The sequence below is a fragment of the Sulfitobacter sp. 1A12056 genome (assembly GCF_043558125.1).
Lineage (GTDB): Bacteria > Pseudomonadota > Alphaproteobacteria > Rhodobacterales > Rhodobacteraceae > Sulfitobacter > Sulfitobacter faviae.
This window is the reverse complement of sequence record NZ_JBIFFY010000003.1, coordinates 113,139-125,329: the sequence shown is the minus strand read 5'-3', so window position 1 is coordinate 125,329 and position 12,191 is coordinate 113,139. Positions and strand designations below refer to the sequence as shown.

13 protein-coding genes are annotated in these 12,191 nt (G+C 60.1%); all 13 read left to right on the top strand.

The window, feature by feature from the left end:
• The 13 genes from ACGYLD_RS08750 to ACGYLD_RS08690 all read left to right on the top strand — a co-directional run bounded on the left by ACGYLD_RS08750 (nucleotide 1) and on the right by ACGYLD_RS08690 (nucleotide 12,169).
• The gene (locus tag ACGYLD_RS08750; protein ID WP_271693169.1) at nucleotides 1-201 is read left to right on the top strand and encodes a Flp family type IVb pilin; all 201 of its coding nucleotides are present in this window, start codon (nucleotides 1-3) and stop codon (nucleotides 199-201) included.
• 98 nt (nucleotides 202-299) lie between these two features.
• Entirely contained in the window at nucleotides 300-467 is a 168-nt protein-coding gene (locus ACGYLD_RS08745; RefSeq protein ID WP_276153843.1) for a Flp family type IVb pilin, read from the top strand.
• 135 nt (nucleotides 468-602) lie between these two features.
• Nucleotides 603-1,463, top strand: coding sequence for a Flp pilus assembly protein CpaB (gene cpaB, locus ACGYLD_RS08740; RefSeq protein WP_271688033.1), 861 nt, complete (start codon nucleotides 603-605; stop codon nucleotides 1,461-1,463).
• A 204-nt stretch (nucleotides 1,464-1,667) separates the two neighbouring features.
• Nucleotides 1,668-3,095 (top strand): type II and III secretion system protein family protein, encoded by a 1,428-nt coding sequence (locus ACGYLD_RS08735; protein WP_067267251.1) that lies wholly within the window; start codon nucleotides 1,668-1,670, stop codon nucleotides 3,093-3,095.
• A gap of 4 nt (nucleotides 3,096-3,099) precedes the next feature.
• Nucleotides 3,100-3,774, top strand: a complete 675-nt coding sequence (locus ACGYLD_RS08730; RefSeq protein ID WP_271693168.1) for an OmpA family protein — start codon at nucleotides 3,100-3,102, stop codon at nucleotides 3,772-3,774.
• 289 nt (nucleotides 3,775-4,063) lie between these two features.
• Complete coding sequence (locus ACGYLD_RS08725) at nucleotides 4,064-5,308, top strand: AAA family ATPase (RefSeq protein ID WP_271693167.1); 1,245 nt, start codon at nucleotides 4,064-4,066, stop codon at nucleotides 5,306-5,308.
• A 24-nt stretch (nucleotides 5,309-5,332) separates the two neighbouring features.
• Nucleotides 5,333-6,802 carry a CpaF family protein gene (locus ACGYLD_RS08720; RefSeq protein WP_271688036.1) on the top strand — a complete coding sequence of 490 codons (1,470 nt, stop codon included), beginning with the start codon at nucleotides 5,333-5,335 and terminating at the stop codon, nucleotides 6,800-6,802.
• A gap of 11 nt (nucleotides 6,803-6,813) precedes the next feature.
• Nucleotides 6,814-7,776, top strand: coding sequence for a type II secretion system F family protein (locus ACGYLD_RS08715; RefSeq protein ID WP_271693166.1), 963 nt, complete (start codon nucleotides 6,814-6,816; stop codon nucleotides 7,774-7,776).
• Nucleotides 7,777-7,786: 10 nt separating this feature from the next.
• Nucleotides 7,787-8,764: a type II secretion system F family protein gene (locus ACGYLD_RS08710; protein WP_271693165.1), complete on the top strand. Its 978-nt coding sequence runs from the start codon at nucleotides 7,787-7,789 to the stop codon at nucleotides 8,762-8,764.
• Complete coding sequence (locus ACGYLD_RS08705; protein WP_271693163.1) at nucleotides 8,764-9,363, top strand: tetratricopeptide repeat protein; 600 nt, start codon at nucleotides 8,764-8,766, stop codon at nucleotides 9,361-9,363. Before ACGYLD_RS08710 ends, ACGYLD_RS08705 begins: the two co-directional genes overlap by 1 nt.
• 27 nt (nucleotides 9,364-9,390) lie before the next feature.
• Entirely contained in the window at nucleotides 9,391-10,242 is an 852-nt protein-coding gene (locus tag ACGYLD_RS08700; protein WP_271693161.1) for a lipopolysaccharide assembly protein LapB, read from the top strand.
• Nucleotides 10,243-10,245: 3 nt separating this feature from the next.
• Nucleotides 10,246-10,740 (top strand): prepilin peptidase, encoded by a 495-nt coding sequence (locus ACGYLD_RS08695; protein WP_271693160.1) that lies wholly within the window; start codon nucleotides 10,246-10,248, stop codon nucleotides 10,738-10,740.
• Between the two features lie 121 nt (nucleotides 10,741-10,861).
• Nucleotides 10,862-12,169, top strand: a complete 1,308-nt coding sequence (locus ACGYLD_RS08690; RefSeq protein ID WP_271693158.1) for an ATPase — start codon at nucleotides 10,862-10,864, stop codon at nucleotides 12,167-12,169.
• Nucleotides 12,170-12,191 lie beyond the last annotated feature (22 nt).

Here is a 12,191-nt window from a genome sequence, read left to right as displayed (position 1 = left end):
ATGATGAACTTTATCAAAAACTTCCGCAAAGACGAAGACGGTGCCGTGACAGTTGACTGGGTCGTTCTGACCGCTGCGATCGTTGGCTTGGCTATTGTTGCGTTCAACACCATCGGCAACAGCGCACAAACAATGGCGAACAATATCTCTGACGACATCTCTGATTTCGAGACCACCGCTACGCGCACTTCCCAAGACTAATGTAGCTGCAAGAGGCTACATGCTTCTAATAGGGGCCGTCTTCTGTGAGAATGCGGCCCTTTTTCACGCCATAGGTCTGCGATCGGCAGGAGCTTCCAGTGTACAACTTCCTTAAGAGTTTCTCGAACGATCAGAGCGGTGCTATCAGCGTGGAATGGGTCGCCCTGACCGGCGGACTGGTGGGCCTAGCAATTTTGGTACTTGGGTTATTTTCCGATAGCATTGACGTGCTGCTCGAGTACATCCGGGTTAAACTCAGCACCTAGCGTCAAATCTGCCCCCCCATGCCAAACTCCTCCCCCTCGCCCCCGCACAGACCAATTCTCGCCATAATCGGCAGCTAATTTGCCGGGGTGATCAAAGCGAGCCGAGATTCGCTTCCATAGCAAAGAGGTAACATCATGCGAGCCGTATTTGGATTGGTTCTTTTGGTAGGTGTCGCACTTGCCGGCGGGGCCGTTTATCTGGCGAAAGACCGGATTTCACAGTATCAAGCCGCCAACGCGCAAGCCCAAGCCGCGCTGGCGCAGGTCGTGCCGACGAAAACTGTTTGGGTGGCCGACAAGCCTTTGAAATACGGACAGCCCCTTACCCGCGAAGACGTTCGCGCCGTGAAATGGCCAGAGAATGCCATTCCCGAAGGTACATTCTTCGAAGAAACCGTATTGTTCCCTGAGAACACCAAAGAACAACGCATCGTGCTGCGCAACATCGAGAAAGATGAAGCGATCATGGCCGTCAAGGTGACCGAGCCGGGCGAAGATTCCGGTCTCACCTCCCGTTTGGCCCGCGGCACGCGTGCCTTCACCATCAAAGTCGACGTCTCTAGCGGCGTTTCGGGCTTCCTGCGTCCCGGCGACCGGGTGGATGTCTATTGGACGGGCCGCGTGAACGTGGGTAACCAATCCAGCAACGGCGATGTGACCAAGCTGATCGAATCTGGCGTGCAACTGATCGCCATCGACCAGAGCGCCGATGCGCTGGTGATGGAAGAAGCCTCGATCGCCAAGACAGTGACAGTGGCCGTGAAGCCGCAACAGGTGGCCGCCCTCGCCCAAGCGCAATCGACCGGCAAACTCTCCCTCGCTCTCGTCGGCACGAATGACGACACCGTGGCCGAAGCCATCGAAGTCGACCAACGCTCGCTTCTGGGAATCGAGGCGCAAGAGACCATCGCCGAAGTAACCAAGGAAAAGGTTTGCACGATCCGCACCCGCCGCGGGGCCGAGGTGGTCGAACTGCCGATCCCTTGCACAAACTGACCTGAAAACAACCTCTTGCTAAGTTAATGAAGGCGCCGCACCCCCATGCGGCGTCTTTCCTTTTTGCAGCTATGTTGCGCATAGCCCACATGCACAGCGCCCGCGAAGAGCTTGATTCTTGCAATAAATTTGGAATTGCCGCAGAGTGTTGCCAAACGAGGGCAAAAAGACCCATCCCGAGGCGTGATCAAAAAGGCAGGTCACATGAAAATCGATAGATTTCTGAAAGCGGCCCTGCTGGGGCTGACACTGGGCGCAATGCCGATGGCATTGACCCTGCCCAGTTCAGCTGGCGCCGATACGCTGCGCGTTGTCAAACGCGGCACTAATTCCAGCCTCGACGTCCCGATGAACCGCGCCGTGGTGGTGGAAAGCGACATTCCCTTCGCGGAACTCAGCATCGCCAACCCCGGCATCGCGGATATTTCCTCTCTGTCTGACCGCACGATCTATGTGTTGGGCAAATCGCCGGGGCTGACCACGCTCACGCTGCTCGACGCGGCGGGACAGCTGATCACCAATGTCGATGTCCGCGTCGCGGCGGATGTCTCTGAATTCAAAGAACGGCTGCGTCAAATCCTGCCGGGTGAGAAGATCGAAGTGCGCACCGCCAATGACGGTATCGTGCTGTCGGGCATTGTCTCTTCCACACAGCGGCTGCAACGCGCGCTCGATCTGGCCGAACGCTACGCTCCCGAACGGGTCAGCAACCTGATGAGCGTGGGCGGCATTCAGCAGGTCATGATGAAGGTTCGTTTTGCCGAGATGCAGCGCAATGTGTCGAAATCGCTCGGCTCCTCGCTGGCAATCAACGGCGGCTCCGATTTCAGCGCGGGCACCGGCAGCACCAATACGTCAGGCGGGGTCGCGACATCGCTTGGTGGGTCGATCCCGTCGGCAAACCAGAACGCGGGCGCGGTGCTTTTCGGTTTCAACGCAGGCTCTACCCAAGTGGGCATCCTATTGGAAGCATTGGAAGAAAAAGGCGTCGTCCGGTTCTTGGCAGAGCCGAACCTCGTGGCGCTTTCGGGGCAAGAGGCCAAGTTCCTCGCCGGGGGCGAGTACCCGATCCCGGTCGCCCAAACCAGTGATACGGTGTCGGTGGAGTTCAAACCCTTCGGCGTAGAACTCGCCTTTATCCCGCGCGTCGTGGACAAGGATATCATCAACCTTGAGATGAACGCCGCCGTTTCGGCCATCGACGCAAGCAACAGCATTTCATTGGGCAACGGCATCGAGATTTCCGCCTTCACCCGGCGCGAAACCTCGACCACGGTCGAGATGCGTGACGGGGAAAGCTTTGCCATCGCGGGCCTTTTGACCGACGACTTCACCGACAGCACGCGGCAACTGCCGTGGATCGGCGATGTGCCGGTGCTGGGCGCGCTGTTCCGTTCGGCAGATTACCAGCGCAGCCAGACCGAACTGGTCATCATCGTCACCGCCCATCTGGTCACCCCGACCCGTGGCGAAGCGCTGGCCCTGCCCACGGACCGCATCAAGCCGCCCTCTGAGAAAGACCTGTTCCTGCACGGGCGCACGGCGGATGGCACCCGCACCCCCAGCCGGGGTGCTGCGGGTGAAGTGGCCAAGCAGGACTTCCGCGGTTCCTACGGTTATGTACTGGATTGATCCGATGACACGCAGACATATCACGTTGATCGCGGGCACCGCGGCCCTTGCCGGGCTCGCCGCCTGCGCCCCCAGCAACGATCCGGTCTATACGCAGTTCTACCGCGAGGCGGGGTCGATCGTGGACACGGGCCAATTCGGCAATGCCACATTGCACAACCGCCAAGTCATGACCGGCGAAAAGCGTGTGACCTTTGATCTGGCGAACCGTTTCTCGAACGAAGTCCGCTCGACCGTGACCTTCGCCTTCAACTCGGCCCGACTGGACGCGAATGCGAAAGCCATCCTGCGCCAGCAGGCCAGCTGGATTCGCCAATTCCCCGAGATTCGCTTCCGCGTCTATGGCCACACTGATCTGGTCGGCTCGCAGGCCTATAACCGCGGCTTGGGGCTGCGCCGGGCGCAGGCCGTGGTGCGCTATCTCTCGACCTTGGGAATCAGCCCCAGCCGTTTGGAAGCCGTTGTTTCCTTTGGCGAAACGCAGCCGCTGATCGTGACCCAGGGCCGCGAGCGCCGCAACCGGCGCACGGTGACCGAGGTCAGCGGCTTCGTCCAGGGCCACCCGATGCTGCTGGACGGCAAATATGCGCAGATCATCTACCGCGAATATGTAGCCAGCGCCGTGCCCCCCTCTCAGCTAAGCTCCGGTGCCACCGAGGCAGGCGGCGGCGGGGAGTAAGGGTAAGCCCTTCTTTCGCACGGATAATATTCCCCCGCGCCTTTGGGCCGCGGGGGTTTTCGTCTCTGAAAAGCCATGTCCAATCGGGCGCGAATGGACGTATCGTTTCAAGATACCCAACAATAGAGGCTTTTTGGCCCCAATCTCGCCCCAGTTGGGGGTGATATTCGACGCAGAAGGATAAATGTGCCCGGCTCAAGAGCCGCGCATAAGGCAGAGGTCAGAGCGTTCGCAGCGACAGAATATCGCCGCCCTCCGGCCAAACCGTTGATGTAAAGGACAAAAGGTCATGAGCAGCACTATGCCACAACCCGAAGCAGCGCCGATCGTTGCCTGCACAATCAGCCGTGATGTACAGAACTTCGACCTCTTGATCGAAGATATGGAAGCCACTTTGGGCGAAAGCTGGGGCGATCTGGGATTCGCCGAGGCGCTGGCATTCTTCAGCCAACCCGAAGCCGAGGCGATGGAATTCGTCGCCCTCGCCATGGATGAGACCGACGAGGACAATCTCGTTTTGATGAGTGAAATCATCACACAGGCCAAGGCGCGCGACATCCGGGTGATCCTGATCGCCGAAGACATGACCCCCGCCGCGTTGCATTCGCTGCTGCGGAAGGGGGCGGATGAGTTCGTCCCCTATCCGCTGCCCGAAGGCGAATTGGCACAGGCCATTGCCCGCGTCCGCGCCGGAGAGAATGCCCCCCCTGCCCCCGCAGCCGACAACAGTGCGCCGCAGTTGAAGGCCGGTGCGCAAAAGGATGGCGCACTGATCGTCGTGCATGGTTTGGCTGGCGGCACCGGGGCCACGACCCTTGCCGTAAACCTCGCTTGGGAACTGGCGAATGCCGACAAGAAAAACCCGCCCTCGGTCTGCCTGCTGGATTTCGACCTGCAATATGGCTCGGTCGCGACCTTCCTTGATCTGCAACGCCGCGAGGCAGTCTATGAGATGATGTCCGACACGGAATCCATGGACGAAGAGATCTTTGGCCAAGCGCTGCAAACCTTTGAAGACAAGCTGCATGTGCTGACCGCCCCGGCAGAGATGCTGCCGCTCGATATCGTGACCAACGAAGATATCGACCGCATCCTCAACATGGCGCGCAACCAGTTCGACTATGTCATCGTCGACATGCCCTCGACGCTGGTTCAATGGTCCGAGACGGTGCTGACCAGCGCGCATGTCTACTTTGCCATGCTGGAACTCGACATGCGCTCGGCCCAGAACGCGCTGCGCTTCAAACGGGCACTGCAGTCTGAGGAACTGCCCTTTGAAAAGCTGCGCTATGTGATGAACCGCGCGCCGAAATTCACCGATCTCAGCGCCAAGAGCCGGGTCAAGCGCATGGCCGAATCGCTGAGCATTTCGATCGACGTGCAGATGCCCGATGGCGGCAAGGCGGTGACCCAGGCCAATGACCACGGGCTGCCGCTGGCCAATTCCGCGCCGAAAAGCCCACTGCGCCGCGAAATCGCCAAACTGGCAAGCTCCATCCACGATCTCAAGGGCGAGCAGGCGCAAGCCGCCTGAGCCCCCTAGCGAAAGACCGTACCGATGTTCTCGAAATACAAGAAACCAGCCTCTGCCACCCCGAAAGCCGCCGCCCCCGCGCCGGCGCGTGAGGCCAAGCCAGCCAAAGCCGCCCAGCCCGCCCCCGCGGCACCTGCGCCCGCACCGGCAGCCAAACCGGTTTCAATGCGCCGCGCGGTCAAACCCGCCGCCGCTTCCCCCGAGGACCGTGAGGTCAAGCGCAAGCAGCGGATGAGTGAGATCAAGCTCGAACTGCACCGCGCGCTCTTGGACAACCTCAATCTCGCCGCGCTGGAACATGCCTCGGAAGCTGATTTGCGGCAGGAAATCAACGATATCGCCGTCGAGATCCTTTCCGAAAAGAGCATCGTGCTCAACCGCGAAGACCGCATGACGCTGAACTCCGAGCTTTATGACGAGGTCACCGGTCTTGGCCCCCTTGAGACGCTGCTGAAAGACGACAGCGTCAACGATATTCTGGTGAACGGCCCGCAGCAGATTTTCGTCGAACGCGACGGCAAGCTGCAATTGACCGACATCACCTTTAAAGACGAAAAACACCTGCTGCGGATCATCGACAAGATCGTCTCGGCGGTGGGGCGTCGGGTGGATGAAAGCAACCCTTACGTTGACGCGCGTCTCAAGGATGGCTCGCGTTTCAACGCCATGGTGCCCCCGGTGGCCGTCGATGGCTCGCTCGTGTCTATTCGTAAGTTCAAGAAAGACAAGCTGGGCATCGACGATCTGGTGAACTTCGGCGCCTTCTCGGAAGAGATGGCCGCCTATTTGCAGGCCGCCGTGGCCACGCGTCTCAACATCATCGTGTCGGGCGGTACGGGCTCGGGTAAGACCACCACGCTCAACGCGCTGTCGTCTTTCATCGACAATGCTGAACGCATTCTGACCATCGAAGACACCGCCGAATTGCAACTGCAACAGACCCATGTGGGCCGGATGGAAAGCCGCCCGCCCAATGTCGAAGGCAAGGGCGAAGTCTCGCCTCGCGACTGTCTGAAAAACGCCCTTCGGATGCGCCCCGACCGCATCATCGTCGGCGAGACGCGCGGCGAAGAGGTCATCGACATGTTGCAGGCGATGAACACTGGCCACGACGGTTCCATGACCACAATTCACGCCAACTCGGCCCGCGATGGCATCAGCCGTCTGGAAAACATGATCGCCATGGCCGGGATCGAAATGCCGCTCAAGGCGATGCGAAGCCAGATCTCCTCGGCTGTGAACCTGATCGTGCAGGCCAGCCGCTTGCAAGACGGCTCGCGCCGGATGACCTCGATCACCGAGATCACGGGCATGGAGGGCGAGGTCATCTCGATGCAAGAGATCTTCCGCTTCCAGCGCGTCGGCCTGACGCCCGAGAACAAGATCATCGGCCATTTCACCGCCACCGGCGTGCGCAGCCACTTCTCTGAGCGGTTCCGCATGTGGGGCTATGACCTGCCCGCCTCCATCTACGAACCCGTGGCGGCCCAGTAAGGATTGATGCAATGAGTGCCGAACCAATCATCTATGGCTTGATCTTCATCGGCGTTCTGGTGCTGGTCGAGGGGCTGTACCTTGTCGCATTCGGCAAATCCATCAGCCTCAACAGCCGCGTGAACCGCCGCCTTGAGATGCTGGAGAAAGGCGCGCGCCGCGAAGAGGTGCTCGATAAGCTGCGCAAGGAAATGCAGCAGCATATGAACGCCAAGTCGATCCCGCTCTACTCCCTGCTGTCAGAACGTGCGCAGAAGGCCGCGATTGCCTTCACGCCGCAGCAGTTGCTGATGATCATGGCCGGATTGGCCGCTTTGGCCTTTCTGGGGCTGACCATCGGCACCGATACCTCCGTGTCGGTGCGCGCGCTGATGTCCATCGCCATGGGCGTGGGCGCAGTGTTCTTTTGGGTGTCGCATAAGGCCAGCAAACGCATGGCGATGATCGAAGAACAGCTTCCCGATGCGGTGGAGCTGATGGTGCGCAGCCTGCGGGTGGGGCACCCTTTCTCCAACGCGATCTCCATCGTGTCGAAGGAAATCCAAGACCCGCTCGCCTCGGAATTCGGCGTGATCGCCGATGAAGCCGCCTATGGCCGCGATCTGGGCGAAGCGCTCAAGGATATGGCCGAACGGCTCGACATGCAGGATTTGCGCTTTCTCGCCGTCGCCGTGACCATTCAGCAGCAATCGGGCGGCAACTTGGCCGAGATCCTTGCCGGTCTTGCCAAGGTGATCCGCGCCCGCTTCCGCCTGTTCCGCCGTGTCAAAGCCATCACAGCCGAGGCGAAATGGTCGGGCAAGTTCCTGTCGGGCTTCCCGCTGGCCGCGCTGGTGGTGATCAACCTCGGCGATCCGCATTACTACGACGAGGTGCGCGATCACCCCTATTTCATTCCCGCCTGTTTCCTTGTGGGGATCTTCCTTGTGCTGAACCTTTTCGTGATGCGCATCCTTACCAATATCAAAGTCTGAGAGGCCGGGGATGGAATTTTTCAATCAGCTTAACGATCAGATCAACCAAGCCTTGGGGCCGATGGGGCTGATCATCATCATCGGCACTTTGGGCGTCGCCTTGGTGGCGACCACGCTGGTCTTGATGTTGCGCCAGCCCGAAGACCCGCTGACCAAGCTCAAGCGCACCAGCTCTGCCCCGACGGGCGACGGTTCGCGCGAGAAGCTGCGCCAATCGGATCAAAACGCGCAGTTGCAGAAATTCGCCAAGTTTCTTGAGCCTGAGGACGTGGCCGAACTCAGCGCCAAACAGTTGATGCTGCGCCAAGCTGGCTATCGTTCGCGCGATGCGGTGCGGCTTTATTACTTTGCCCAGTTTGCCCTTGGGATGCTCGGGCTGGTGGGCGGCCTGATCTATACCAATGTCTTGGGCGGCGGCGAAGGGATGACCACGCAGCAGACCATGATGTGGGCCATCGGCCCCGGTGCCATCGGGTATTACCTGCCCAAATACTGGGTCAAACGCCGAGTCGATTCCCGCAAAGAAGAGATCACCCGCGGCTTTCCCGACGCGCTGGATATGATGCTGGTCTGCGTCGAAGCCGGGCAATCGCTGGATCAATGCATCGTCCGCGTCGCGCGCGAGTTGCGCGCCTCCTACCGCGCCCTCTCCGAAGAGTTCGAGATGGTCGCCTATGAGATGAAAGCCGGTAAGGACAAAGTATCGGTGCTCAACGACATGGGCGAACGTTGCGGCGTGCAGGATGTCTCTTCTTTCGTGACCGTGCTGATCCAATCGGCGGCCTTCGGCACCTCCATCGCCGACGCCCTGCGCGTCTATGCCGCCGAGATGCGCGACAAACGCGTGATGCGGGCCGAGGAAGCGGCAAACAAGTTGCCAACCAAGATGACCCTTGCCACTATGGGCCTCACCGTACCGCCGCTGCTGATTATTCTGATCGGCCCCTCGGCACATGGCATCTCGCAACTGGGTCAGGTAGGGAATTAATGACGGGCAAAATTCGGCGCAGCCTCACCCGCGCCGTTTTCATCGGGCCGATCTTGGGCCTTGCTCTGGCCGCCTGTTCGACAGGCGGCTTTTCCGCGTTGCGCGGGGATCAGACACCGAAAAACCTCTATGCCCCCGGCGTGAACCAACGGGCCGAGGCGGTGGATGGGATCGAGGTGGGCCATAGGCTCATCGCGGCGGGGCAATATGAATTGGCCATCAAATCCTTCAACCGCGCCGCGCTGGAGCATGGGCTGACCGGGGAAATCCTCTCGGCCCTTGGCAGCGCCAACCTCGGGCTTGGGCGTTTGGGACAGGCCGAAACCCTGCTGCGCCGCGCCGTTGAGAAAGACGCCGCCGAGCCGGAAGTTTGGAACAACCTTGGCGTCGTGCTGATGGAAAGCGGCCAGACCGCCGAGGCCGAGCAGATTTTCCGCAAAGCCTATGCGCTCGACAATGGCGAAAGTGACGCAATTCGGGACAATCTGCGCTTGGCGCTCGCAAAAACGGAAAAATCTGTTATAACAGAAGTCAATGAAGATAATTACAAATTGGTGCGGCGCGGCAGCGGAGATTACCTGATCCGTCCGACACCATGACCCGGCAGAGCAGTAAGAGGACGCAAAATGCGCCATCCAATCATTCTGGCCGTCTGCATGGCAGGCGTCACCGCGCTTGCAGGCTGCGGTGAAAAAGACGCGAACGCCACCGTTGAACGGGCCTTCAAGGACGTCAATGTGGTGGATGAAACCAACCTTTCTGACGTGATGCTGACCGTGGCCGACCCCAATGAGGCGGTGAGCTATTTCGCGCGGTCCATCAAGGAAAGCCCCGACCGGATCGACCACCAGCGCGGGCTCGCTGCGTCACTGGTTCGCGCCAAACGCACGACCGAGGCCGTTTCCGAATGGGACAAGGTCACCAAGATGGAAGGTGCCACCCCCGAAGACAGCGTGCAATTGGCCGATGCGCTGATCCGCTCGGGCAACTGGGCGCGGGCCGAGACGGTCCTCAACGGCATCCCCCCCACCCATGAGACTTTTGCCCGCTACCGGCTTGAGGCCATGGTCGCCGACAGCAAGGAACAGTGGGACCGCGCCGACAGCTTTTACGAGATCGCCGTCGGCCTGACCACGACCCCCGCCGCCGTGATGAACAACTGGGGCTACTCCAAACTGACCCGCGGGGATTACCCCGAGGCCGAGCGTCTGTTCGGCGAGGCGATCCGCCAAGACAACACGCTTTTCACCGCCAAGAACAACCTCGTCATGGCCCGCGCCGCACAGCGCGACTATACCCTGCCCGTCATGCCGATGGAGCAATCTGAGCGCGCCCAGCTTTTGCACACGATGGCCCTGTCGGCGATCAAACGCGGCGATGTGGAGACCGGCAAGGGCCTGCTGCGCGAAGCGATTGACACGCACCCCCAGCATTTCGAAGCCGCCGTCCGCTCTTTGCGCGCATTGGAAAACGGCTGATCCATGGCGATCTCTGCCACGGCGGCCCTGTGGTTTCTGCCCTTCGTCCTGCCGATCTGCTTCTATGTCGCCTTCACCGACATGAAGCAGATGCGGATCACCAATCAGGCGGTCTTAGTGCTGACCGCGATCTTTGTGCTGCTGGGGCTGTTTCTGCTGCCCTTTGACACCTATCTCTGGCGTCTGCTGAGCCTTGTCGTGGTCCTAGTGGTCGGCATCGTCCTGAACGCCGCAGGGGTCATGGGGGCCGGTGACGCAAAGTTCGCCGCCGCCGCCGCGCCCTATATCGCATGGGGCGATATGCGATTGCTGATGATGCTTTTCATGGCCACCCTTCTCGCCGCCGCCGCCACGCATCGCGGGGTGAAATACACCCCCCTGCGCCGCCTCGCCCCCGATTGGCAAAGCTGGCAAGAAACCAAGAAATTCCCCATGGGTCTCGCCCTTGGCACCACGCTGGGGCTCTATCTGATCTTGGGAGCGCTCTTCGGGGTCTGACCGTCCCGCTGCAAACTCTTTTCATTGCGAAAAAGCGTCCACATTCACGCCATATTCAAGATTTACCCTCCAGTCTGACCGACAAGCCGCACCGCCGCATGACTTTCCAAGGAAGCCATTGATGAACGCCCCGACCAGCACCGTGCTTGCCCCGCCGCCCCCCAAGCGGTTGGAGGATATGAAGCTGCCCATCGTGATGATGCGCGATATCCTTCTGAAAACGATCTTTCGCAAGAACGTCGAGATGGTCAGCGATCTGGCCCAAGCGCTCTGCCTGCCGATCCCGGTCACGCAGGAGATGGTCGACCAAGCCCGCAGCCAACGCCTGATCGAAGCCACCGGCACGCTCAGCGCCACCAGCGGCAATGAGATGGGCTATCAGTTGACCGACGCGGGCAAGGCGCGCGCATTGGATGCGCTGGCGCAGTCGGAATATTTCGGCGCCATGCCCGTCCCGCTTGAGGTTTACCGCGAGCAGGTCAAACGCCAATCCGTGCGCAATCTGCAAATCACCCGTGACCAGTTGACCGGCGCCATGGGCCATTTGGTGCTGCCCGACAGCCTGCTGGATCACCTCGGCCCCGCCGTCTCTGCCGGGCGGTCGATCCTGATGTACGGCCCGCCGGGAAACGGTAAATCCAGCATTTCCAATGGCATACGCGACGCGCTTGGTGATCGGGTCTATGTCCCCCGCGCCATCGAATACGCAGGCCAGGTCATCACCGTCTATGACCCGATCGTTCATTCCGCCGCCGAGGCCGAGGTGCAAGACCCCACCTCCCTGCGCCGGATCACGCGCTATGACGCCCGCTATGTCTGCTGCGAGCGCCCGACGGTCATCACCGGTGGCGAACTGACGCTCGACATGCTTGATCTGGTCTACAACCCCACGGCCCGAACCTATCAGGCGCCGCTGCAACTCAAAGCCACTGGCGGCATCTTTATCGTCGACGACCTTGGCCGCCAGAAAGAGCCGCCGCAAAGCATCATCAACCGCTGGATCGTGCCGCTGGAGGAAAGCAAAGACATCCTCGCCCTGCAATCGGGCGAGAAATTCGAGGTGCCCTTCGACACGCTGGTGATCTTCTCTACCAACTTCCACCCGAATGAGATTTTCGACCAAGCTGCCCTGCGGCGTATCTTCTTCAAGATCAAGATCGACGGCCCGGACCAAGAGAACTTCCTCAAGATCTTTGCCATGGTTGCCCGGAAACGCGGCATGCCACTGGATGAGGCGACGCTGATCCATCTACTCAAGGTGAAATACCCGACCATCGACAATGTCTATGCGAATTACCAGCCGAATTTCCTGATCGACCAGATGATTGCAATCTGCGATTTCGAAGGCATCCCCTATCAGATGAACCCCGATCTGGTGGACCGGGCGTGGGCCAATATGTTCGTTCGCGATGAGGTGATCGTTAAATAACCTCCGCCGCTGGCACCGCGCC